This is a genomic window from Edaphocola aurantiacus (assembly GCF_019797745.1).
Classification (GTDB): domain Bacteria; phylum Bacteroidota; class Bacteroidia; order Chitinophagales; family Chitinophagaceae; genus Edaphocola; species Edaphocola aurantiacus.
The window spans coordinates 744,275-769,034 of record NZ_VOSI01000002.1; the positions used below are offsets into that span (position 1 = coordinate 744,275).

The following is a 24,760-nucleotide window of genomic DNA, read 5'->3' on the forward strand; positions in this document are numbered from 1 at the left end:
ATCTGTGGTTTAGAATAATTGTCTGTTTGCTGTCTGCCCATTTTTTGGTTATGGTGGGAGAGAAGGTAGATACGTTGGAAGCATTGACTATTCCTTCATACTATCCAACCCTTTTGATCAATTATATAATCGCCCTTCTGATTGCCTTTGCGGTAAAAAAGGTTACGGTTAGCCTGGATAAAACCTTACGGTGGGAAAATGATCTCCTGCGCCGCCTGATCCTGCAATTCGTTTTTGGTGTGTTTGCGGTATCTGTTCTGTCCTTTGCTCTGGTTTTTATTTACTTCATTTCTTTTGGTCAGGATATATTGGCATCCACCTATCCGGCATATGAATTCCCGTTTTCCGTAGTATTGATTCTTTGCCTGAACTTCTTTTATGTAACCTTCTATTTCTATCAGCTCAGAAGAGAAAGTCATCTGTCAGGGCAACTGGAAGATAAGGATTTCTCGATGCAGGTAGTTCATAATATTGTGGACGAACTACATCAGCGGGATAAGAAGGAGATTTTGATTATTGATATGGCAACCAGAAGTATTCCGGTCCGTATTTCAGAGCTGGCATTTACATTTGTAGACAGCGGAGCCACATTCGTTATGCTAAAAAGCATGCAGAGACTGCAGGATGCGTACGTGGTAAATAGTACCTTAAAGGATCTTGAGCAGAGCCTTGATGGAGATCGTTTCTTTAGGATCAACAGGAAATGTATAGTAAACTTCGATGTGATCAGAGCCTATAAAAGTGGGCAGGACAGATCGCTCGTGTTAATATTGGAACCGGATATTACCAAATGGATCGGTATGGAACAACAAGATTTGATCAGGATATGTACCGTAAGTGCCGATAGGGTGTCAGCATTTAAACGTTGGATTGATCGCTGAAATATTGCGGCAGGAAATTATCCATGCCGCAATGGTTCTACACCAGGGTGAAGGAAACGTCTATTTGAAAACTTCCGGTGAGTTCCAAGGTTGCATTAGAGTAGACAACATCGCAGAACATATTCTCGCGTGTTTCTTTAGCTCTTCTGGGAATCGGGTTCAGTGGTGGCAGAGCAAAATTTATGGTACCTCTTTTTAACAGGCAGGCGGCATGAATAAATCCCCAGAACGATTGGATATTAAGGGGTGCTCCGGAAATATACTCCTGTTGCTCAATGGTCAATGTAAAATTGGTGTTCATCCAATTGTAGAAATCCGATGCCATTTCAATTGCTGCTACGCGCAATTCAGCATCGGTCAAGAGGTAAAATTCATCCAGGACAAGTGTTACATTGGCCGGGGTAAGTGTAGGTGCGGGCATAAAGGGACGTTTTAGTTTATACTTTGATTACTTGTATGCCTAATATAAGCAATTCAAATATTTAAGTAAAGAATTAAAAGCAAATAGCATGATGAGAAATATCTTGGATAAATTCTACGTTAGGTTAATTCTGGTTTTATTGATATCCCTGTTCGTTTCTGAAACGGGCAGCACCATTGGACTTACCCATCGGCTGTTAACACTTGACTTTTATAAGGAGTATTTTGCAACAGTCTTTATAGCGCAGATCGTATTTGAATTGGTGCACTATCTCAACGGTAGATTGGATAAGAGGTATGACTGGACTTCAGGCTGGTTTAAAAGACTTCTTGCCCAGATAGGGCTAGGAATAGTCATTCCTTCATTAGCCGTGCTTTTATTGGCAACAGGATATTTTAGATTCTTCGGTGTCAATATCCTAAAAACCGATTACCTGTATTATATCTTTCCGCTTGTTCTTGTCTTAATTATCTTTTTGAATGTGCTCTTGATTATGACCCCGTATTTCATCCTGGGGCTTCAGTCGGTTAGAGGTGGAGGGACTACAGGGGTCGTGAGTATTGCGGGGCATGGAACTATTGCTGAAGAAAGCAATACCACACTCAATGGCACCGTTAAGGTCTACCAGGGACAGAAGATAAGATACCTATCGGGTAAAGACCTTATTGCAGGATATATTATTGAAGGCAGAGTCATGGTCAGAACCAAAGATGGGGATGATCTGATAGCTGATATAACGCTGGATGAACTGGAGTCATTCTTGGACGAGTCATTCTTTAGGATTAACCGACAGCTGATTGCAACAAGGAGGTACTGCAGAGGATACCAGGTGATAGAAAATGGGAAGTTAAAAGTAGACCTTAACATAACAGTACCCGTAGAACCCATTGTCAGCCAGGTAAAAGCAAGGACTTTTAAGAAATGGTTACAAGAGATAACTATTAATTAGCTGTCTCATAGAATTCCTATTGCTTAGGAAATTTTAAGCTATTGAATACAGTGGGACCGTATACGCTATTCCTTTCAAGATATTTACCTTTCTTCTGAATAGCCCTCTTTTTAGTAGCAGAAGCAAAAGAATTGACCTTAACCGTACAAGCAAAAGAAACAAGCGATGAATACATGAAAAAATATTGCTATTTTTATACATACACCTGTTAAATACTGATTTACTAATATGGCTTTTGAAGACTTACCACAGATCGATCGGCCTTCTTTAAATAGTGATGCTTCGGCTATCGAGCTTCAGATTTTACTGAATAGGAACAGTGGTTTTATACTTCGTGAGGATGTCCCTGACCTCGGTTGTGATTTCGATGTCGAACTTATAAAAAATGAGACACAGGCATCAAACTGGCGATTTGCACTTCAACTAAAAAGCGTTGAGTCTATTTCTTTTATACGGGATGGACTATATCTTTCTTATTCATTTAAGACGTCTCGCCTTGGATATCTTTTGAGAAGGCAGCCTGCATATGGCCTTGTGGTGGTTTATGACGTGGTTTCGAAAAAACTTTATTATGATTACGCAGACGAAATCTATAATCGTTTAATGCTAGATCGCGGTTCTGACGATTGGAAAGCTAATGACCAAGTAAACATCCTTATTCCAGTTGATAATGTTTTAACAAAACAGAGTGCAGAGGCATTACATAAAAAATTCATTGCTCGATTTGAACAGGGTGCACTGATGCATTTGTCTCAAGGTGCGAAATATGGACTGCCAACCGTCAATTTAGAGAGCAAGTCAGGTTTTGATTTTAACAACTTGGATGATGTGAAGAAAGCTTTGAAAAAATGGGGAATGAATTTGCTATCCCAATTCGATCTTCAAATTGTTTATGATCTGATCACTAAATTGCCAACATCCCAGATTCTGAGTGATAAAGAAATTTGTCTAATTGCATTGATAGTTTATGCTGAGTCTGGTAAATACGCAGATTCTGTTTTTTACACCGAGCGGATAAGGAAACGTTATGAGTTGACGGAATTCGAGAAAGGCTCGGTGGATTTTATAGAATTGAAAAATCAATTACGTCTCGGAGATATAGGACCAAAGGAATACATTGAACGGACTAGAAAACTGTTACCTGATGTTGTCAGTGCCAATTCACTGACCTTAAGGGTCAATATTTTGTATTTCGAGCTATGTATGGTTAAAGGATTGGAACCGATGCCTCTGGACATGGGAGAGCAAATTCAGCAATTGTTTTTTGACATAGATAATGCAAACATTGACCCTCTACAGAAGCAATATCTTAAACTATGGAATGCTGAGAATTTGGAGCGTTGGATAGGTCATTTTCGAAGCGAGGGATTTGCTGAACTCTCTGTGCGCGAGAACATGGGTAAGCCTCTTACCTTATCAGAGCGATTGCAAAGAGCTGAGTCATTCGTGAAGGTGCACAATATGTTTTACACCTTTTTAAACGGCATTGACAGCTACGCAAAAGCAAATGACAATCTGATACTTCAAGCACATGTAATAAAGTTAATGATCAGATTTGAGCTGAGTTTTGAAATTGACCAGATTTCTCATGATTCTCCTCGACCCAATGACGTAGAATCAAAAATACCAAAGCTTTTAACCTTAACGCGTAGTGCTTTCAATACTTTTCTTTTAAATAACCTGTATAACGATGCCTATCAGGTACTTCTGTTCCAAATTGACCTCTACTATGTGGGAGTTAATCGCTATCGGATTGAAAATAAGGAAATGATCGATGAATTACTCAAAATCAAAATTGCTATGGAAAGGGAATATGAATTCAATGGGGAACTCAGTATTCCTTCCTTGTTGAAAAGTAAAACTGAGAATAACACTGAAAAGACATCTAATTTGGCGCATTTAATAGGCTTGAATGACGGGCAATTAGACACCCTCGCAGAGATAATGATGCAGTCTAATAAATTTCCAATGGCTAAGAAAATTAATATCACAAAGCAAATGAAAAGTTATCAGTTATTCTATGAGCGTTGTAAAGATCCATCTATTGAAGTACAGGAGGTTTTAGTTGCGGACCAAATTGCATACTCCAGTCCAGTTATTTTTATTCTGAAAAACCGTATTACAAATCTGGTGTCTTTGCCAAGTAACGACTTGGATGGACTTTTAAAATCTTGGGGATTTTGAAAAAGGCTGTTTTGAAAAAGAACAGGAATAGAGGAGCGTCTAAGGTTACAAAGGTGTGATAAAAAAGTAAATAGGTACAAAATCCTTTCTTTCATTGCTGCATTAACCAACTAACTTTAGGTAATACGAATGAAAAAGCCGCACCAGAAATGGTGCAGCCAGAAGCAATATTTTATAAGTGATTCTTGTCCATTGCAAATATAAGGAAAGAGATATTTTCGAACCTTTTTATTTTCCTACAACTTCAGATCTGAAATTTCTAATTTCACTGAGCACCATCTCAAGATCAGTTTGAGGTTCCGGCATCTGCCTGCTTGTAAAACTATAGAATTTCCAAATTTCCGCCACCTCATTTATAGGTACAAGGTATGGCTCATACAAGGAATTTGTGGATTCTAATAGTATATTTCCATCTTCCTGTACGGTTACCATTTTAAAAACGATATCCTGAGCAAATGAAAGTACCACAATGGCCGGAGTTCTTTTTTTTAGCATAAACCAATCCGTCACATATTCACCCGCTATAACGCTTCCATCTGGTATGGGAAGCATCGAATCGCCCTGACCACGAAAGAAACGGAAGGTCCCTGTACCCGGCATATCGGGCATACTGAATCTTTGTAGTTCTTTTTCTATAAACTCCTGGTCTGCAAAGCCCCCTGAACTGTAGCCCATTTTAGCAGAGACCGGTACATACTCTATATTTTCGTTATTGCTCTTATCTATACTAATAGCCAGTACCCTAAGATTACCTCCCTTGATGTATACATCATCTCCATTTTCCAGCTCTCTTAACTTAAGCTCGCCAATTTTGGATAAGTCAATTTGTAACAGTGTATCAATACTGAGCCTGTAAAATCTCGACAGCTTCAGAAGTTCTTCCATATTGGGCGATTTGGTTTTTCCATTTTCCAGGTTGGTATATTTTATTCTGTGCATACCCAAAGCCGCAGAAACCTGTTCCTGAGTGATTTTCCTTCGGTTACGCAGGAATCTCAAATTAGAGAAAAAATATATTTTTTGCGTATTCATTTTTACATGTTTATATTATGAACATGATTTATGTTCATATTTTGAACAAATCTAGTAAAAATTAATTGTAAAATTATGGATAGGCATATTGTTCACTGTGATTTAGATACATTTTTTGTATCTGTAGAACGGTTGCTCAATTCTGAGTTGATGGGCAAACCGGTATTAATTGGGGGTACAAGTGACCGGGGAGTGGTGGCTTCCTGCTCATACGAGGCCCGGAAGTATGGCATATATTCTGCCATGCCCATGCGGCTGGCCCGTCAGCTATGTCCCGAAGCCGTTCTGGTCAGGGGAGACTATGATCAGTATTCCAAATATTCCAATATAGTCACCCAGATCATTGAAGAAGTCGCTCCATTGGTAGAAAAGGCGAGCATTGACGAGCATTACCTCGATATCTCTGGAATGGACCGCTTTTTCGGCTGCTGGAAGTGGACGCAGGAACTGCGAGGCCGGATCATTAAAGAAACCGGGCTACCAATCAGCTTTGGGCTCTCCGTGAACAAGACCGTTTCCAAAATTGCTACAGGAGAGGCTAAGCCCTGCGGGGAGAAAAAAGTGGACACCGGGGCAGAACGGTCATTTCTGGCACCACTATCTATTAAGAAAATACCGATGGTAGGGGAAAAGTCATATACGACACTCCGTAATATGGGCATCTCACAAATTTATACGCTCCAGCAAATGGAAGTCTTTACCATGCGTAAAGTACTCGGTGAAAATGGGGTGTCTATCTGGAATAAGGCCAATGGTCTAGATAAAAGCCCTGTCGTGCCCTTCCGGGAACAAAAGTCCATGAGTAAGGAGACAACCTTTGAGGCTGATACCACGGATATGGAACGGCTCAGGAAAACCCTGGTCTCTATGGTGGATCAGCTGGCCTATGAATTACGGAAGGACGGCAAACTCACCGGATGTATTACACTAAAGATCCGCTATTCCAATTTCGATACCCATACCCAGCAGGTAAAAGTATCCTATACCAATTCGGATAAACAGATTACCGCTAAGGTGATGGAGCTTTTTAAAAAACTCTACAGCCGGAGAATGCTCATCCGTCTGATCGGGGTAAAGTTTTCCAACCTGATTACCGGGAACTACCAGGTAGATATTTTTAACGATACGATGGAAGAAATCCACCTGATGCAGGCGATGGATCACATCCGCAAGCGCTTCGGGGTGGAGTATATTATGAAAGGCATTTGTTTGGAAGGAAAAGGAGGGAAGTATGCTACTCAATTTGCACAGTAATTATAGCCTTCGCTATGGTACAATGAGCCTGGATGACCTGATCGCTGGGATGATGGCCACTGGTCATGATAGTGCCGTACTCACCGATATTAATAATAGTTCTGCATCCATTCACTTCATCCAGAAGGGACGGAAGGCAGGGCTAAATATGCTGGCCGGTATGGAACTGCGCCAGGGTGATGAACTTCGGTTTATCGCCATTGCTAAAAATACCGAAGGATTCCGCGAGATCAACGAGTACCGTACCCATGCCAACCAACATGAGCTATCAATCCCGAAACGCGCCCCCGAGTTCCGCAATGTATTTGTCATCTACCCATTTGGTAGTATAGCCGTAAGCCAACTTCGGGATTATGAGTATATCGGCCTACGGCCGTCCGAACGTAATCTGATCGTACTGGAACCCAAAACCAATTATGAGCGCTATGTCATATTGGCCCCTGTGAGTTATAAATCAGCGGACTATAAGCTACATTGCCAGTTGCGGGCAATTGACCATAATATCCTGTATTCCCAGCTGGAAAAGAGCCAGGTTGCGCCAAAGGACGAAGTATTTATAACTCGTGTAAAACTACTGGAATTGTACCAGCAGTTCCCGCAGCTTATTGCCAATACAAACCGATTGATGGGACAGTGTTCCTTTGATATGGATTTTAAAAAGATCAAGAATAAGGAAACCTTTACCGGTGCACGGTATAGCGATAAAGAGCTGCTGCTGTTATACACCAGGGACGGATTTATCAATCGATATCAAAAGCATGATAAAATAGCGCAAGAGCGGATTACTAAAGAACTGGAGATCATCGAGAACTTGAACTTCTCCAGCTACTTTTTAATTACCAATGATATTTGTCGCTACGCAAAGGGACGGAACTTCCATTATGTGGGCCGGGGCAGTGGCGCAAACTCCGCGGTTGCCTATTGCCTGGGCATAACCGATGTAGACCCCATTGAGTTAAATCTTCCCTTTGAACGGTTTCTAAATCCGAAGCGGCAATCACCACCGGATTTTGATATTGATTTCTCATGGAACGAAAGGGATGATATCTATAAATATATTTTTACCAAATACAAAGGACCGCATACCGCATTGATGGGCGCAATGAGCACGTTCAAGGGAAGAAGCATCCTCCGGGAGTTGGGCAAGATCTATGGCCTGCCCAAAGGCGAAATTGACCGCTTGGTGCATGAGCCGGCAAATATGCTGAACAAAAATGAGGTGGCCAATATGATCCTGAGTGTATTTAACCGCCTTGAAGATTTTCCCAATCAGCGAACTATCCATGCTTCAGGGGTATTAATTTCCGAGCAGCCCTTAACCTGCTACTCTGCCCTGGACTATCCGCCGAAGGGATTGCCCACCGTGCAGTACGATATGTATGTGGCCGAAGATATAGGATTTGAAAAATTCGATATCCTGAGCCAGCGAGGTCTTGGCCATATTAAAGACTGCAGGGACATTGTGCTGCAGAACACAGGCCAGGTGATTAGTACGGAAAGTCCCAAGCGGTTTTTTAAAGATCCAAAGATTGCCGAGCAGTTGCGCAACGCAAAAACCATAGGCTGTTTTTACATCGAAAGCCCGGCCATGCGCCAGCTGATTACCAAGTTAAAGTGTGATGACTACCTGACCCTAGTGGCGGCTTCATCTATTATTCGTCCCGGTGTAGCCAGTTCGGGAATGATGGCAGAATTTATCAAGCGGCATCATGATCCAAGTCTCGTGCAGTATCCTCACCCGGTATTTAAAGAACAGCTCGAGGAAACCTATGGAGTAATGGTATACCAGGAAGATGTAATGAAAATAGCTAATGCCTACGGGGGATTGGATATGGCTGATGCCGATGTACTGCGTAGAATGATGTCGGGTAAATACCGGAGCAAGGATCACCTGGTGCTGATCCATGATAAGTATTTTGCCAATTGTAAGGCCAAAGGCTACCCAGAGGAGGTGAGCCGGGAAATATGGCGGCAGATGGAGAGCTTTGCAGGCTACAGTTTCAATAAGGCGCATTCAGCCAGCTTTGCGGTTGAAAGCTATCAGAGTCTGTTTTTAAAAACATACTACCCGCTAGAATTTATGGTTTCGGTGCTCAATAATTACGGGGGCTTTTATAATGCAAAAGTTTATATCAACGAGGCAAAAGTTTCCGGGGCTACTATTTGTCTGCCATGTGTAAATACCTCTGGTTTCCAGGCAATCATTCAGGGAAAGGATATTTACCTGGGGTTTGACCGGTTGCTGAATATGAAAGAGGGACTGGCGCACGGGATTGCGCCGGAACGGGAACGTAATGGCGATTATACAGGTCTGGAAAATTTTGTGATACGGACAGGGGCCAGCCTGGAACAGCTCATTATCCTGATACGAGTTGGTGCCTTCCGTTTCCTGGGCATAGGTAAAAAGGAACTGCTGTGGGAGGCCCATTTACTGCTCAGCACGGACAAAAAGGAGCAGTCCAAGGGGATGGTGCTATTTGAATCGATGAGTCGCAAGCCGGTACTGCCTAAACTGGAGCATTCTATCCTTGAAGACTATTATGATGAAATTGAGCTGATCGGCTTTGTCGTGTCCGGTAGCTCTTTTGACTTGGCCAGGTCTGAGTATCGGGGAGAATGCAAAGCGAAGGATTTATTAAAATTTCTAGGAAGAACTATACGGATTGTGGGTGACTTTGTGACGGATAAAACGGTAAAAACCAAACATGGAACTTATATGAAATTTGGGACGTTCTTTGATGAAGACGGAGATTTTTTCGATACGGTGCATTTTCCACCTTCTTTGGAAGCTTATCCGCTAAGGGATTGGGGCCTTTACCTGATTGAAGGAAAGGTTGTGGAGGAATTCGGCTGTCCGGCAATAGAGGTTTCCAGGTGTGGGAAAATGCCATTAAAGGCTGATCCGAGAAGCGTTTGATTTTTTAAAAAATTAAGCACATAATAGAGATTATATTTAAAACGAAGAAAAATCCATATATCTTTAGTTTCAACAACTACATTATGACTTTTTTAGAAATTATAAGGCATCCAATAACGGATTTACCAATACAATATACACGGCCGTTTCGTGAAGAGATAAATAGCCGTATTAAATTATTCGGTGAAATACTTGATAGTTCAGATAATTTGTGTGACGGAATGAATGATAAAACATTCCATGAGGACTATTTTAAAAAAAATAATAGGATTTTAAGAGATGGAATTCTTAAGGCTGTGGATGTTTATTATGAAGGTAATCCTAGTGGAGCATATATCACATTAAAAGAAGCACTGGAAAAATCCCATCTCTCTAACTTTCTAGATAAAAAAAGTGAGCTACCTGCAAATTCCAGTTTATTCAGAATTCGTCCAATTAATTCTAATTATGCACTATCCAAAGAAGAAATGTTTCATATTCCATTTGAATTGAGGACGAAGGTAAATACTCAGCGGTACAGTATCCCAGGGTTACCATCCTTATATTTATCCAATTCTATTTATGTTGCTTGGGAAGAACTTAAGCGTCCAGGAATTAGCGAAATCCAAGCGGCTAGAATTGTAAATAACAATTCGTTGAATCTTTTAGATTTAACGTCCGATATTTTTTCAAAGAATGATCATTTGGAGAATAACTTCTCTTACAGTTGGAGTTTGCTTTATAAAGTAATGGTATGGCCTCTAATAGCAGCATGTTCCTTTAAAGTCAAAAATCCTTTAGATTCCTTTAAGCCGGAGTATATCATTCCACAACTTCTTTTACAATGGGTAAATAAGAGTTTTATATACGGCATCAAATATTCCTCAACCCATATTAACAGAAAAGAAGATAATCATGATGGATACTTTTACAATGTAGTAATTCCAGTACGGACATTTAATAAGGAAGAAGGACATTGCTCACAATTACTTGCAGCATTTCGATCCACCCAAGTACTTCCGCTCCAAATAAGGCAGTTTGTTACGGTATCTGATAGGCTCGCCCACCAGCCATCAATACAATCTAATGTAAATCCAGATATTTCAGGAATTGAATTAATAAAAGGCTATATACAGCCCTATTCGTCAACAATTTTTGGAATGTTAGAACATAATTTGCATGGAATAGAAACAGCTAACTTTGACTGAGTATAGTAGAAGTAATTTTAAATTCTAAAGAAAGAAAAAATGAGAACTTTTCAGCATATAATAGATACAAAAGCGGTTAAACAAGTTTTAAATAATATTCCAGAGCACTGCGTAATCAGGGAATTGACTGAGCGAGATTACGGAATAGATCTAATGTTAGAAATATTTACAGAGGATGGGGAAAATAGTCAAGGCCATCAAAATTATTCAGGCACTGGACATATCTGTTACTTCCAAGTAAAAGGAACTGAAACTCCTTTGGAGATTAAGAATGAGACAATCACATATCAAATTGAAAAAAAAGCGCTACTGTATATTGAGAAATTTGCGACTCCATTTATTTTATTAAGGGTATGCACGGCAAAAGGACATGAGCGAATTGCATTTATCTGGCTACAGAGATATATAGCCGATGTTTTAGATTTTGACCGACCCAATTGGAGAAATGTAGATCAAGATTCATTTTCAATAAAGATTCCTGCTGGTAATACATTATCTAGATTTAGTAAGATAGAACAGATTGCTGCTAGAATAAAATATTTGGAAGAACTTGCTGACTTCTTTGAGATTTGGGATGAATTAAAGATCTTTTTTTCTAATTGTATCATCAACTCAACATTGGATCCCCAATACTTTGCACATATAAGGAAAAAGTTAAGCCGTATCTGTAACTTACATACCTTATTCAAATATAATTATTGCTGCATTGATGAAAACTCAATTGTAGAATTAAGGGAATATATAAATGAAATTGAAAGAGGTTTAAAAAAACCAAATGATATGGAAGATTTTCCAGAATATCACAATTTGGACCTTTTAGCATCAAGTACATTTTCGATAAAATTTATTGAAAATCTTACTGCGGAAAATGATAGTGATACTGTCTATTAGAAAATTGTAATTTAAATCCAATCCAATAAGCATAATCCATTAAAAAAGAATAGTATTATACATCATAAACTAATTCCGGAACTTCTGCGTAAACAAATGCTTTACCGGGAGTTCCAGTTGTTTTAAAGTCCTTTTCTATCGTATAAGCTTCCATTTCTTTTGCGCTGATCTGGTAGGTAGCGAGTTCAGTAATACGCTCTTCTGAAAGATCGCCCATTATCCATTCCCAGGCCAGTTCATCAGGGAGCATGGTGGGCATCCTGTTTTTGGAATTATGGATCTGTCTCATTAATGAGTTGGCTTCTGTAGTTACCAGAGCAACAGTGTCTACCGTTTCTCCGGTATCCTTGTCCGTCCAGTTCTGCCAGATCGCAGCAATAAAGAAATACTCTTTATCCTTTAATCCAATATGGTATGGATACTTTTTAGCCGTTTTTAGCGGTTCTCCTGTCCGTTTATTAGTAGGATAAATATGTTGCCATTCATAGAACTCAGAAGATAGGATAAGGCAGCGTCTTTCCAAAGCAGCTTTCCGAAACATTTTCTCCTTTCCTGTACTTGGGTCTACATATAGCAGTTCTTCACCTTTTGCATTTAAGGTAGTGTACGGTTGATGCCATTTCCCAGTACCATCTTTGTAGCCAAACCGCATCTTACCCACGGCATCCCTGTTTTTAGTATATGGTGGAATAAAGCCCCATTCCATCTGGACAATATCGAAGTTACATTTATCGGCAGTGGGTTTGATCACTGCAATATTGCCATAACTGAAACCATCATGGATGTCCTTATCCAGGAAGTCATAGTTTACGACCGCTTTTTCCAGATCCATAAGGCGGATAAATTCCGCACGGCTAACTTTTTGTCCGTTATAATAACACATAAACTATTCTCCTTTAAAATGAGCTTCTATAATCGCTCCAATACCTTCTGTTTCTTTTCGCCCCGGCGGTATACTCGTCCAAATCATCCCGGCATAGCTTTTCATTCGGGTAAGCACGAGAGGTTTCCTTTTATCGCTAAACGAAATATAGAACACCCTGTCTGAACCAACTTCTGCCTCCCTAATGTGTAACCTAATCCCTTCATCCCGCCATTCAAAATCCTCTAAGCGAAATAAATTGCTCATTAAAATTCCTCTATTAAAATTACGAAAAATATTATTTTGTTCATCTTTGGTTATCAATTCGCGGGCTTTACAACAGTATTTCCGTACGTCAAAACAATCATGCTTCCCTAGGATTAAAATAGACCACCCTGAGCAAAAATAAATACTCCTGGTAGTCATTATAATTTTCCAGGGCTACATGTATATCTATAAGTTCATCTTCCCAAAGTGGCGTTTGGTGCATTTTATCGAGCAAGGATGAATAGGATTGCTTTAATGGGACGAAATAATCCTTTTTCCGGTCACGGTACAATACCTTATATCCCTTTTTTTGAAGTGCTTGAAGTTGTAAGTAATCCATACGAAATGCCCCAGTCTTACCATAACAATTTTAGCCCTATATGGTTTTTTAAAAAAAAAATGTGGTGATCTATTTTTAAATAGATCACCACAAAGATTATATTTGGTAGACAAATATTTAATAACGAGAAATTGTTTAGAAACCAAAAAATTTGGTATCTATTCCAATCCCAAAACCTGCCCAATATTTGCCATTATTATCCCATTTTTTTCCTGCATCATCCAATCCCCAGTCAAACCCAATAGGGACAAGGGCAAAGGTTAAGGACTTATAAGTATAAGTCGCAGCAAAAGACGTTGATAGCATTACCGCTGTGTAAGATTTGTCTGTGTTATTGAAATAGCCCCCTGTATTTTTGTCGTTTAATGTTTCGGCCATTGGGGAAATAAGTAGCCCCAGTGCGAACTTGTGTTTGCTTGTAGTATTGTTTAACCAATATCTGGTCTTTTCGTAAACATAAAATGGCAGATATACCCCAATATTTTTCAAATCAGCTTGGGCGGTGACCCTACCGTCATCATTTCTTTTTCTGATCTTGAATGGAACCGTTAAGAAAGAAACAGATTTCAAAGAACCCAATAACCATTGGTGTCTCGATTGGGAAACAAAACCGTATTGGTCAAGGCCCGCTTCATAATATTTAATTTTATTATCCGCATAATCGAGTACTTTGAACTTAAGCAGCGCTGTTTGATTTACAGTGTCTTTAATTATTTGTTCTGTACTGATGATGTAAAGTTTCCTGGCTGCTTCAAATTCAGATTTGGACATCAGGATTTCATGGTTTTTCTGAGCAAATGAACTACAAATGCTTGCTAGCAGAAAGATAATTGTAGATATGGTTCTCATAATATAAGATTTTGGCTGAGATAAATATAATAACCAAAATTTATAATTCATATTAATGGGTATTATTAAATATGATTAATTTGAGTTTTTCAATTTGATTTACTGATTGAATATATATTTATTCCTTTAAAAATGCTGTATATTGTTGGCTTCTTGCAAGAATTGGAGCAATTTCAGATAGGTAAGACTGCTCATCTTTTAACCACCTTTTGATAACCTTAATATACTTTTTTTGATCACTACTAATTTCTTCCCGCATTTGATCGAGTTGTAGTCTTCTTAAACTGCCAGCAAGGTCTAATTGCTTTTGTTCCAAATCAGTCAACTTTCCCTCTTGGAACAGTTGATATGCACTATAAGAGGAAAGAATTTTTTTTGTGATTGTAACCAGCACATCAATTAGCTTTGAATAGGTGATTAAGCTACTTTTTTGCGTTCCTAGAAACTTATTGAAACTTGATTCACCGTTTAAAATGGGATAAATACCTGAGAATTGGTTTTTTAGTGGAGAAAAGTAAGGAATGTCAAATGGAAATAGCTTTAACCATTTTTCATATTGGTTTATGAGAATATTTAAATCTGCCTGTTTTACTTCAGTATTTGGTTCAGAATAACCTTCAAGATAGTTAAGTATTGTTGTCATTCTATCCTTAGGATACTGAACTTTTCCCGAATTATTTTTAATAATCCATTTTGAGAATACCAGATAGTCTTCCAGGCCTAATGGTGGCCCAAACCCTGCCGGAAACTGTCCGAAAGAATAAATGCAGTATTCTATAAACTGAGTTATTTCTTCATACCAGTCATCAACATTTACTTTATTCAAAATCTGATATTCTGTAAAATGAACTGCTTTGGCGGTATGAAGGGGTAAGCCCATATAATTTAATTTATCAAACCATGCCTGGCCCTCCAGTTTTGCATGCTGTGCACAACATTTAGGAAATATGGAGATATGCTGTTGTACATCTTCAACAATCCGCTCGTGAACCGTGCAGCAGTATGGAAAACCTTCGGGTTCTTTATATTCCTGATCAGGGCTATTGATTACGTTATACCGTATTTCAAAGTCCGTGTGCTCCAGGAAAGCAATATTTGTATGTTGATGATTCAGTTGTTTAAATACCCGGGCCATTGCCAGTGGGTTTGTAAGGTGTATATTTCTAGTGCTCATATTCATGTTCAAAATAATCAGTAAATTGGGGTGGATCATTATATTCTGGCTGTTCAGGGTCGATGATAATTTCTTTAAGCTGCCAGTAATAGGTCGTATCATAATTGATGAATAAGGATCCCGATTCTGTTTTTTCAGCAGAAAGCAATCTCCACTTTATTTCAAGTTGTCCTTTATCATCAATTGGTTTTAGCGCAAAGGTTTCAAACTTTGCATAGTCCTGGGGGACGAGTACTGTATTTCCGGGAACAATTTGCCAGTGAGTGTCTGAAATTTTTCTTATTTTAAAAGAAAGTAGATCAAAATTTAAAGGTTGACGTTTGTAGATTTTGCCCAATTCAATTTTAGAGGTGTTACCAATTATTTCCATTTCAACTTTATAATTATGAATAGGTTCATTACCAGTGTTTTTTAAGAACAACCCAAAGTATATATAGCTTTTATTGATCAGGTTATGGTCCATTTGAGCGCCTAATGTTTTGGATATCAAATTGGAAAATTTAAACGCTTTTTGAATTGCCGGATTTTTGATAAATGTTCGCTCAGGCCCTGGCTTGTGCCTGTATTTAGTAATATGCTTTTGCCGTTCGCATAAAACATCCATGGTATTTTTATCACCTAAAAAGGTTAATTCGGTATTCAGATTAACCTTAAACCCTATAGACTTTACATAAAAGTTGTAGGTGTCTTTATGTTCCAAAATCAGATCCACAATATCTTCCCAGGAAAAAAGGTGTACTTCAAATAATCCCAGTTGCTGGTTTTCTAAATCTTTTAATCTAATATACTCTTCGATTTTGGTATCCTTATTTGCAGTTGTGGCAAAATATAGTTTCTTAATTTGAGGCTTGAAATCTTTGGCTTTTTCTATTTCGGTATCAATTTCGGCATTTGTCAATTGGGCATGGGTATAGCTATCCTTGCCTTTACACTGTATACCATAATACTGTGTTTCCCCATTTGGTTTACCGTACACATCCACCCCATGTTGTGCCTGGCCACTTCTACCGTTTTGCTTAATCTCCCGGCACTGCCAGATTTCACCCCATAGCTTTTTACATAGGGTCTCAAAATCTTGCCAATTGGCTGGTTTATTTAATTGTACTTTTGCTTGCATAAAATTGATAATTAATTCTATTGTTTAAAATTAATTACTTAGCTGTCAATAAGGTAATTATTATTGATACTATCGAAGAAATGGCTATACCGATAATAGCCCATTTTACAGTTTGGCGGACTCCTGCTTTTCCTTCTTCTTTTACCGGAAGGATAATGTTTTTATAAATGTCCTCATAATTATCTGCCACTTTACTAATACTAGAAAAATGTGCCTCAATCTGAGCAAGTTGGGGAGATAGCGATGTTAAGGTAGGGTCAGACGCTATAAGCTTTTTGGTGCCTTGTATCTTTTGTTCTGTGGCCTTTATCTCATTAGATAACCTTTTTGGATTAAACGTGAGTATATCTTTTATACGGTCATTCAAACGATCAATTTCAGTGGCATTTTTAAGCTGAAATTCATGCAGATCATTAAGCAGTTTTTTATAATAGACTCTAGTCTTTTCATCAACAGAACACATAATGATAGGTTTAAAGCCATCTTCTCCAATTTCCTCATAGTAGATGAAATTTTGTTCAGCCAATTCTAAAAAGTAATCTTCATGAATCTTGGTGTTTTCATTTAAGAATAGTTTTTTCCAGACATCAGGATTATTCAGGTCAAGTTGTCCATCTGGTGCAGCATGTTCAAGCATAGCGCCAATAAGGTATATCTCTTCTGTTGTGTTCATGATAGGGTATTAAAATAAGGTGTAATAATTCCCTATAAAGTTAACAGTTAAATTGAAATGTGGCCGACAGGCAATGCATTTTCAATGTATTTTTTGGTATGGAATTCAAAAGATGGTTTTAAGAAAGTGCAAAATAAATCGTTGTTCCCGGGTTAAAAGAAAAAAAAAGTTTAAAAATTCTATGGGGTTTTGCGGTTTTAAATACTAGAATTCCTCAAATAGTTATAACTATCCTGATACCATTCCCATATCATTTAATAAATCGTAAAAAGTATAAAAGTTCAGTTTTTATTCATCACTGAATACAAAATTTATGCTTTAGGCTATTGTATCCTTCTGTAATGCGCTTTTACTGCTAACTATTTCGGTGTCAATCCATGCAAATTGGCAATAGCATTTTTGTATCGTAAACAAACAACAATATCGGACTAAACACTTTGAAACAATGATACAGGATATACAAAAAACGGAATTTCTAACGATCATATTACTTGCACTTCTGCTTTGCCTTTTTATAGTGCTAATCAACATGTTTTGTGACGCGCTGGAAAATCATCTTCAGGATACAGAATTCAGTATTGCAATCAGGAGAAGTAGCGAGCCACAGGAAGAAACTGCAGCGCAATACCTGGACCAGCTGGAGTACCTGGTTACAAGGATACGCAGGGAGGTTTTGGAAAAGGCAGGAAAGGATACCACAACCGAAGAACTTCTGGAAGGAGTTAAGGATATCGTGGTCAGCTTTGGCGGCTTAAGTCATCCTGCCTACCAAAATGCCCTTGATGGTTATATCATCTCCCATTCAAAAAGTATCTGCGGGCTTGTGATCACCAAAGCAGATCTGGAACAGACCTGGATATCCATGCCCCGCTTCAGTTAATTAAAACCCATAATTTTATGAACAAAAAAATCAAAACAGCAATGCTGCTGGCCATTACTGTGCTGGCAGGCTGCCGCCAGGATGTATTTCCGGCAAAGGAAAATCCCGAAGAAAGCAATCCACTGCCTTCTGCTATTGTAAAAGAACAGGATTACCTGGCTTTTGCCAGCATGCAGACCTTTAACCGTGCGATGGAACAGATGCAGGGAGATAAAGAAAGCCCTGAACTCTTTGAAAAAAGGTATCCTGGCTATCGGTCGATGCGTTTGCTCCAGGACTCCATTCAAGGTCTGGAAGATCAATCAGGCAGTATCTGGTCACAGGCCAATATCCCTGACCCATATTTTAGGACCGTGCTCAGCGCAGAAGGCAGGATTCGGATTGCCGATACCCTTTATCAGTTTGAACCGGGTAAGGAACAAGGTATAGCCTATGCAGTACCTATGGCTTCGGCCAAGGAACTGCTATCAGGTAAGACCCCACCCCAAAAGATAAAAGGAGTAGCGATCTATCAGACTACGATGAACATGCTGCCTTTTCCTAAATGGGCAGATGATCCTATAAAGATCGACGATCCATCAACCTGGGAGCTGTGCCGCTTTCCCGACTCATTTATGATTCCCTGGTGGGGACAAAAGGGTGGGGCGGTCTATCATGACGACTCCGGTGCCGAACTGCCTAGGGATAATGGCAGAAGAATCCGTATTGACTATCACCGCTGGCGGGTGGGATACGTGTTTTATTCCTCTATCGGTATCCGGGTAAAGATCTGGAAAGATACCCGCTTTGGTGGCTGGATGTCCAATATCCGAATGGATAAAGTCTTTATGGAGGCCTGCACAGAAGGAAGGATTATCACACCAGGGATATTTCCGGTACCATTTCATGAAAATGCCATCCTGAGTGCAGATAATACCAATGTGCTGGAAAAGACCCTGAAATGGTCAGCAGCGCCCATGCATACCGAGGTGATGCCAGAGCATTTTAATTTTCATTTTAAGGCACTATTTCGGGGCAGACCGGTGGAACGCTATATCAACGAATAAACCTCTGTTTTTAATTCTCTTACGCTTTTAATGACGGCTTATGAATATCAATATCCAATCGCTGTACGAGCGAATGCAGCAGGCTTTGCGGCAGGCAACGGCCGGGCCGGAGACCACGCTTGAAAAGGCCGGGCGTTGTATAGGTATTGCCACAACACACCTAACTGAGCTGAAGGACTATATTTCCGCGGGTGACTTTGGCACCATTGAAGACGAAATTGAATTTTTCAAAGAGGTAAAGCCTTCCTTTCATAAAGAGCTCATCTTCTGGTCTGAGCTTATCTATATAGAATCCCATAAACCGCTCGGTGATGGCCGGAGCCTAAAGCGTTACGGTGAGCAAAAACTTAAAGAAATAGAAGCGGAATACGGCCGTTATCGCTGGCTGGATACTTACCGGCGTAAGGGTAGCACTTATGCTGATACCGAACTTTTCCTTCGCCAGGCTTCTGGTCATCAGCTGTTGGATGAGGATTCTTCGGATCTGGATGGCCGTTTTACGACCGTTGCAAGCCATAAGCTTTCCCGCTTGCTGGCCCTAACAGAGCTCACCAGCTGGATACAGGTTAATTATGTTCTGGCCTCGAAGATACCGGAAAAGGAAGATCAGAAAGCTGGGCTGGTATGGACCGGCTCGAAGGCCCAGCTTATTGAGCTGGTCTATGCTCTGGAAAGTTATGGTGTATTTAATAACGGTAAAACGAATGTAAAGGAGGTAATGGAGTACTTCCAGTATTGCTTCGGGGTGGATAAGGTAGCCAATTACTATGGTTATTTCCAGGGCATGCGTATCCGGAAAAAGGACCGTACCCCATTTTTAAATGGGTTGGTAGAGCAGACCATCCGCAGGATGGATGAGTCCGATGAGTTTCCGCGTTTTGCTACCTGAAAAAAAAGAATTTTTAGTAGGCACTGCTACGGTATCAAAAACGAAGTGCCGCCAGACTGAATTTTGCTATCAATAAAAGAACAATAAAACAAAAGAACAATGTTAGAGCAAATTACATGGAGTACCTATTGGACAGCGGTGATCATTTTATTGCTGCTCTATTACCTGGTGATCGGCGTGCTGTATTTCCGCGGAGATCTCCCGATACTGATCAGGAAACTGAACCGGAAGCGAATGGCTGGGAGTAGCAAGACGGGAGAGGATAACGTGGTGGCTGGCCCAGGAATTGAAACCTTGCAGCAAAAGGTTCAGCAGATCAATACCATATTTAAGGATGCGGGCAGCCAGGCCGATAAGCAAGCACTCCTTGCTGAAATTGGACGGGTGCTGACCGGATTCGAGGGACTGGAACGTCCGGCATTTAAAGCAGCCCTGAGCAATCATATCATCCGGGAAGCAGAAGAGCAATGCGGAGTAGACCTTACAGAGTTAGAATTGGAGCGTACCTGGGGCAATTTATCATAAGAATTAATCAAAAGTATACCTGGAAAGAGGAGGGCATTGTGAAGAGGAAAAGTATAGTAAAATATGGTGCCATTGTGATTGCACTGATGATCATTACGACGATGGTTTATGGCCAGAATGGATCAGCGGGGATCACCAACGCGACAAATAAGGTAAAGGAATACTTTAACATAGCGATCAACCTGGTCTATGCGATCGGTGCGGTGATAGGTCTTGTAGGGGCCATAAAGGTATACAGTAAATGGAGTAACGGGGAACCGGATACCTCCAAAGTTGCTTCCAGCTGGTTTGGGGCCTGTATATTTCTGGTGGTTGTAGCCACCATCCTGCAAGGGTTCTTCGGTGTATAGACAAAATAAATAATTGATTTATGGGAAGGAAACTGACCAGGGTAAATATTAAAGGAACCCTATTTGAAGTGGACGCATTTAAAGAGGTGCTGCGCCAAAAGGATCAGCCGAATAACCGGATTGCCTTCCAGCTTTTTGAACCGGAGGGAGACGGTTACCGCCTGCTTTATGATATGGAAACCAGGAATGTGGCGAAAAGTAAAAAAGAGGTATTGGCAAGTCCTGAAAGATATTGCTGGGTACTGCTGCCTGCGCTTATGGAGCTGGACCCCGAAGGCATTGCCCGTCACTATGATATACCCCTGGAAATTCTGTGTCCCGAAGGAACAGCCCATATCCCGGAGGAGATTACGGCAGAAATCAGACCCTTAACGATTAAAGGAAAGCACTAAACACTTGGTTATGAAAAAGACATTACCGATTTACAAAATCGAGGGAAAGTTACCTTTTTATGTGGATGTGGACCTTGGGCTGCTCAGGAGTGTACATGATCCGGCGCACTTTATCGAGTTTGGTGATATGATCGATAAGGGAACCCATTATGAAATCGATATCAATATGAAAACAGGCATAGCTGATTTATATGGTGTTGGAGGCAGAGGTCTGGTGACGGCTAAAATTCCGCCGATGGTACGGCTGGATCCCGAGGGTATGGCCGCAAAATATAATATGAAGGTTAGAGATCTACCTGTTTATGACCATGAATTAAAAATGGACCCTGTCTGGTATAACAACCGGAAGTTAGGTGCACTGCCCACCATGAAAATACTGGGGCAACTTTATTTTGTCAACGTTCGCTTAGGTCAGCTGGAACCAAAGAATCTATGGTTTAATCCTATACGTTTGGAGCAGTTCAGAAAAGACCCTACCAATACCTTCTATTACGGTATGCTCGATAAGAAATCAATGGCCCTAATTGCCTATGATGAGGGTCAGATCCTGGATATTCCCAAGGGAGCTGTGCTGATCAGGGTGCCTCATGAACGCGTGTTGGATCCATTTATACACTTACGATACATGGGCTGGGAAGATCATCCTGAAAGGATAGGCAAATTCCCTGTCCGCTTTAATATGGAAGCCATGGAGCTGGACTGGAACCAGAGCCCAATTCCCAGGCTGATCGAAGAGAACAGGCGACAGTTGGAGCAGAAGACAGGTGTAGTAAAGAAGCCCCGGAAGAGTAAAGGAATGGGCAGATAGGGCATGGAAACAAAATATACGATCAATAAAGGGGTGAACCGGCCCATAGAATTCAGGGGGCTAAAAGCCCAGTACATATATATACTTGCGGTAGGACTGGCCGTGTTGCTGGTCCTGTTCGTGTCAACTTATATAGCGGGGGTACCCATATACCTATGCCTGCCGATGGTGGTGTTGTCAGGATCTGTGTTGTTTATGGTTGTTTACCGGTTGAGCAATAGGTATGGAGCATTCGGCTTAATGAAAGCCCTTGCTCATAGAAAGGTACCCTCCGCTATTATTTGTCGCTCCAGGAGCGTCTTTAAACATGGTTTGTGCATAGAAAAGGTGAAAAAGGATGATCATAATATTAATACTATCAGGGCTGCTGCTGGCTGCAGTACTGCTTCAAAGTAAAGAGCCCTTATCGGGAGCCGGTGAGCTGGAAACACTATTGCCCATCTGGAAGATTGAGCAGGATTGTATTCTTTCTAAAAAAGGGGATGTCACGATTGCGTTCCGTCTGCAGCATCCGGAGATCTTTACACTTTCAGGCAGTGAATACGATAATCTGCACCAGATCTGGTTAAAGGCTATAAAGGTCCTTCCGGCAGGAACGATCCTGCACCAGCAGGACTGGTTTACCAAACAAAACTATCGTTCTGCTTTTGGCGAGGATAGTAATTTCCTGGACAGGGCAAGTGAACTGCATTTTAACGAACGGCCATATCTGGCTCATGATAGTTTTTTGATGCTTACCCTGAAGGCTAAAGACCGGCGGCCATCAACGTCTGCGGTATCCTCGCTGCTGAGAAAAAGCATGGTCAAAGAAAGCATTGATGCCAAAGGACTGCAACAACTCCTTGATATTGTAGGACAATTCCGCAGTATCCTTTCTGATGGCGGATTCTTATCGCTGGAGCAATTACTGGAAAAAGATCTGGTTGGAACGGATGCAGTTCCCGGATTACTGGAGCGCTACCTGTTTCTGCTATCCAAAGAAGAAAAACCGGAACTAAAGGATATCACCTTTAAACCGGAATGGAAGGTAGGGGAGCAATATTGCCAGCTGTACACGATGGCTGATACGGAAAATATGCCGGCAAGCTGTGGCCCTCAGAAACAATATGGTAAGTATTCTACCGACAAAACAAAGTTTGCGGTTGGTTTTGCCACACCGGTAGCGCAGTTATTACCGGTAAATCATATCTACAACCAATATATGGTGATAGCCGATACGACCAATACCTTAAAACGACTGGAGGCCAAGAGAAAACGGATGCAGTCATTGGCTTTGTACAGCAGGGAAAATGCGATAGGTAAAGAAGCCATACAGGAGTATTTAAATGAAGCTATCGGTCAGGGACGCACGCTTATTAAAGCACATTTTAACCTGCTTTGCTGGACAGATGACCGGGAAGGTATTAAGGAACTGCGTAACCAGGCAGCATCTGCACTGGCAAAGATGGATGTTACCCCACACCTGGAAACCAGCGGTGCCCCACAGATCTGGTGGGCGGGGCTGGCCGGCAATGAAGGCGAACTGCCGGAAAATGATTGCTTTGACACCTTTGCCGAACAGGCGACCTGCTTTTTGAATATGGAAACGGCATACCGGAGTTCCAACAGTCCTTATGGTATCCGCTTTGGAGACCGCCTTACGGGTACTCCTGTATTGGTAGACCTCAGTTTTGAACCGATGTCCAAAGGTATTGTCAGTAACAGGAATAAACTCGTGGTTGGCGGATCGGGATCTGGTAAGAGCCTTCTGATGAATCATATCCTGCACACCAATGTCCAGCAGCAGGCCCATTGTGTGATTGTAGACGTAGGCCATAGCTACTCTGGTCTCTGCGAGCTGTTGGGGGGATACTATTTTACCTATAGGGAAGATGACCCGATCCGGTTCAATCCTTTTTACCTGCCACCGGGCGACATTCTGGATACCGAAAAGAAGGAAAGCATCAAGACTTTACTGGTGGCATTATGGAAACAGGCAGATGAGTCCTTCAGGCGAAGTGAATACGTAGCGATATCCAATGCCCTGCAATCCTATTACATATACCTGGGTAGCCATCCGGAGATATTTCCCTGCTTTAACAGCTTTTATGAATTCCTGCAGACTGAATTTGTAAAAGAGCTAGAAGCAGATCATGTCAAGGATAAGGATTTCGATATGCATAATTTCCTTTATGTGCTCAGGCCATTTTACCGGAACGGGGAGTTTGATTTTTTGCTCAATGCGACCGAGAACCTGGATCTGCTGCACCAGCCATTTGTGGTCATAGAGCTGGACAATATTAAGGATCATCCTATCCTTTTTGGGATCGTGACCCTGATTACAATGGAGTTATTTATCTCAAAGATGCGTAAGCTAAAAGGTATCCGGAAGGTAATTGTGATTGAAGAAGCCTGGAAAGCCATCAGCAAAGGTGGCATGGCTGAATTTATGAAATACCTGTATAAAACGGTGCGCAAGCATTTTGGCGAAGCGGTCACGGTGACCCAGGAGCTGGATGATATTATCGGTAATGAGATTGTAAAGGATGCGATCATCAATAGTGCGGATTGTAAGATTATACTGGACATGAAAAAGTACCAGAACAATTTTGAAGCCATACAGAAAGTGCTGGGCATGACCGATAAGGGGAGGGATCTGGTATTGTCGATCAATAAATCAAATGACCCGGCCTATCGCTATAGGGAAGTATTTATTGATCTGGGTGGGACTCAGATGAAAGTGTACCGTTACGAGCCATCTCCTTATGAATATTATGCCTTTACTACGGAACAGAGTGAAAAGGTATTGGTAGAACAGTACGCCAAAAAATATGGCAGTATCCAGAAAGGAATCGCGGCACTGGTGGCCGATCAGAAGAAAAAATAAGGGTAT

24 protein-coding genes are annotated in these 24,760 nt (G+C 40.8%); 16 read left to right on the plus strand and 8 right to left on the minus strand.

Annotation, left to right across the window (positions count from 1 at the left end):
* The first annotated feature begins 50 nt into the window (after positions 1–50).
* On the plus strand, positions 51–881 hold the full coding sequence (locus FTD44_RS07690; RefSeq protein WP_222165906.1) for a LytTR family DNA-binding domain-containing protein: 831 nt from the start codon (positions 51–53) through the stop codon (positions 879–881).
* Positions 882–918: 37 nt separating this feature from the next.
* Here the strand turns inward: FTD44_RS07690 and FTD44_RS07695 are convergent, their stop codons facing one another.
* A complete protein-coding gene (locus FTD44_RS07695; RefSeq protein ID WP_222165907.1) occupies positions 919–1,302 on the minus strand; it encodes a hypothetical protein in 384 nt (127 codons plus the stop codon).
* Between the two features lie 88 nt (positions 1,303–1,390).
* On the opposite strand from FTD44_RS07695, the gene FTD44_RS07700 reads away from it, so the two are divergent.
* Both FTD44_RS07700 and FTD44_RS07705 read left to right on the plus strand, forming a co-directional pair.
* Entirely contained in the window at positions 1,391–2,251 is an 861-nt protein-coding gene (locus tag FTD44_RS07700; protein WP_222165908.1) for a LytTR family transcriptional regulator DNA-binding domain-containing protein, read from the plus strand.
* A 228-nt stretch (positions 2,252–2,479) separates the two neighbouring features.
* On the plus strand, positions 2,480–4,435 hold the full coding sequence (locus tag FTD44_RS07705) for a DUF4365 domain-containing protein (protein ID WP_222165909.1): 1,956 nt from the start codon (positions 2,480–2,482) through the stop codon (positions 4,433–4,435).
* 228 nt (positions 4,436–4,663) lie between these two features.
* On the opposite strand, the gene FTD44_RS07710 is transcribed toward FTD44_RS07705, so the two are convergent.
* The gene (locus tag FTD44_RS07710; protein WP_222165910.1) at positions 4,664–5,467 is read right to left on the minus strand and encodes an XRE family transcriptional regulator; all 804 of its coding nucleotides are present in this window, start codon (positions 5,465–5,467) and stop codon (positions 4,664–4,666) included.
* 75 nt (positions 5,468–5,542) lie between these two features.
* Here FTD44_RS07710 and dinB point away from each other — a divergent pair, with 75 nt between their 5' ends.
* From dinB to FTD44_RS07730, 4 genes are all read left to right on the plus strand, one after another.
* Positions 5,543–6,721 (plus strand): DNA polymerase IV, encoded by a 1,179-nt coding sequence (gene dinB / locus FTD44_RS07715; protein WP_222165911.1) that lies wholly within the window; start codon positions 5,543–5,545, stop codon positions 6,719–6,721.
* Positions 6,699–9,638 (plus strand): DNA polymerase III subunit alpha, encoded by a 2,940-nt coding sequence (gene dnaE, locus FTD44_RS07720; RefSeq protein ID WP_222165912.1) that lies wholly within the window; start codon positions 6,699–6,701, stop codon positions 9,636–9,638. The genes dinB and dnaE overlap by 23 nt, the downstream gene beginning before the upstream one ends.
* A gap of 83 nt (positions 9,639–9,721) precedes the next feature.
* A complete protein-coding gene (locus tag FTD44_RS07725) occupies positions 9,722–10,825 on the plus strand; it encodes a hypothetical protein (RefSeq protein WP_222165913.1) in 1,104 nt (367 codons plus the stop codon).
* A gap of 39 nt (positions 10,826–10,864) precedes the next feature.
* A complete protein-coding gene (locus FTD44_RS07730; RefSeq protein ID WP_222165914.1) occupies positions 10,865–11,716 on the plus strand; it encodes a DUF4365 domain-containing protein in 852 nt (283 codons plus the stop codon).
* Positions 11,717–11,771: 55 nt separating this feature from the next.
* On the opposite strand, the gene FTD44_RS07735 is transcribed toward FTD44_RS07730, so the two are convergent.
* The 6 genes from FTD44_RS07735 to FTD44_RS07760 all read right to left on the minus strand — a co-directional run bounded on the left by FTD44_RS07735 (position 11,772) and on the right by FTD44_RS07760 (position 16,998).
* The gene (locus FTD44_RS07735; RefSeq protein ID WP_222165915.1) at positions 11,772–12,599 is read right to left on the minus strand and encodes an SOS response-associated peptidase; all 828 of its coding nucleotides are present in this window, start codon (positions 12,597–12,599) and stop codon (positions 11,772–11,774) included.
* A gap of 3 nt (positions 12,600–12,602) precedes the next feature.
* Positions 12,603–12,902 (minus strand): hypothetical protein, encoded by a 300-nt coding sequence (locus FTD44_RS07740; RefSeq protein WP_222165916.1) that lies wholly within the window; start codon positions 12,900–12,902, stop codon positions 12,603–12,605.
* A 418-nt stretch (positions 12,903–13,320) separates the two neighbouring features.
* Positions 13,321–14,034 (minus strand): hypothetical protein, encoded by a 714-nt coding sequence (locus FTD44_RS07745; RefSeq protein ID WP_222165917.1) that lies wholly within the window; start codon positions 14,032–14,034, stop codon positions 13,321–13,323.
* A 118-nt stretch (positions 14,035–14,152) separates the two neighbouring features.
* Positions 14,153–15,208, minus strand: coding sequence for a hypothetical protein (locus FTD44_RS07750; protein WP_222165918.1), 1,056 nt, complete (start codon positions 15,206–15,208; stop codon positions 14,153–14,155).
* On the minus strand, positions 15,198–16,325 hold the full coding sequence (locus tag FTD44_RS07755) for a restriction endonuclease (protein ID WP_222165919.1): 1,128 nt from the start codon (positions 16,323–16,325) through the stop codon (positions 15,198–15,200). The genes FTD44_RS07750 and FTD44_RS07755 overlap by 11 nt, the downstream gene beginning before the upstream one ends.
* Positions 16,326–16,359: 34 nt before the next feature.
* Complete coding sequence (locus tag FTD44_RS07760) at positions 16,360–16,998, minus strand: hypothetical protein (RefSeq protein WP_222165920.1); 639 nt, start codon at positions 16,996–16,998, stop codon at positions 16,360–16,362.
* Between the two features lie 529 nt (positions 16,999–17,527).
* On the opposite strand from FTD44_RS07760, the gene FTD44_RS07765 reads away from it, so the two are divergent.
* The 9 genes from FTD44_RS07765 (at position 17,528) to FTD44_RS07805 (ending at position 24,754) form a co-directional block, all read left to right on the plus strand.
* Positions 17,528–17,878, plus strand: coding sequence for a hypothetical protein (locus FTD44_RS07765; RefSeq protein ID WP_222165921.1), 351 nt, complete (start codon positions 17,528–17,530; stop codon positions 17,876–17,878).
* Positions 17,879–17,895: 17 nt separating this feature from the next.
* Positions 17,896–18,924, plus strand: a complete 1,029-nt coding sequence (locus tag FTD44_RS07770) for a hypothetical protein (protein WP_222165922.1) — start codon at positions 17,896–17,898, stop codon at positions 18,922–18,924.
* Positions 18,925–18,964: 40 nt separating this feature from the next.
* Positions 18,965–19,813, plus strand: coding sequence for an RteC domain-containing protein (locus tag FTD44_RS07775; RefSeq protein WP_222165923.1), 849 nt, complete (start codon positions 18,965–18,967; stop codon positions 19,811–19,813).
* 99 nt (positions 19,814–19,912) lie between these two features.
* Positions 19,913–20,338: a hypothetical protein gene (locus FTD44_RS07780; RefSeq protein ID WP_222165924.1), complete on the plus strand. Its 426-nt coding sequence runs from the start codon at positions 19,913–19,915 to the stop codon at positions 20,336–20,338.
* Positions 20,339–20,376: 38 nt separating this feature from the next.
* The gene (locus FTD44_RS07785) at positions 20,377–20,688 is read left to right on the plus strand and encodes a DUF4134 domain-containing protein (RefSeq protein WP_449505913.1); all 312 of its coding nucleotides are present in this window, start codon (positions 20,377–20,379) and stop codon (positions 20,686–20,688) included.
* A 20-nt stretch (positions 20,689–20,708) separates the two neighbouring features.
* Complete coding sequence (locus FTD44_RS07790) at positions 20,709–21,080, plus strand: hypothetical protein (protein WP_222165925.1); 372 nt, start codon at positions 20,709–20,711, stop codon at positions 21,078–21,080.
* A gap of 10 nt (positions 21,081–21,090) precedes the next feature.
* Complete coding sequence (locus tag FTD44_RS07795) at positions 21,091–21,888, plus strand: hypothetical protein (RefSeq protein ID WP_222165926.1); 798 nt, start codon at positions 21,091–21,093, stop codon at positions 21,886–21,888.
* Between the two features lie 3 nt (positions 21,889–21,891).
* Positions 21,892–22,284, plus strand: a complete 393-nt coding sequence (locus tag FTD44_RS07800) for a DUF4133 domain-containing protein (RefSeq protein ID WP_222165927.1) — start codon at positions 21,892–21,894, stop codon at positions 22,282–22,284.
* Positions 22,226–24,754 (plus strand): TraG family conjugative transposon ATPase, encoded by a 2,529-nt coding sequence (locus FTD44_RS07805; RefSeq protein ID WP_222165928.1) that lies wholly within the window; start codon positions 22,226–22,228, stop codon positions 24,752–24,754. The genes FTD44_RS07800 and FTD44_RS07805 overlap by 59 nt, the downstream gene beginning before the upstream one ends.
* The last annotated feature ends 6 nt before the right edge of the window (positions 24,755–24,760 follow it).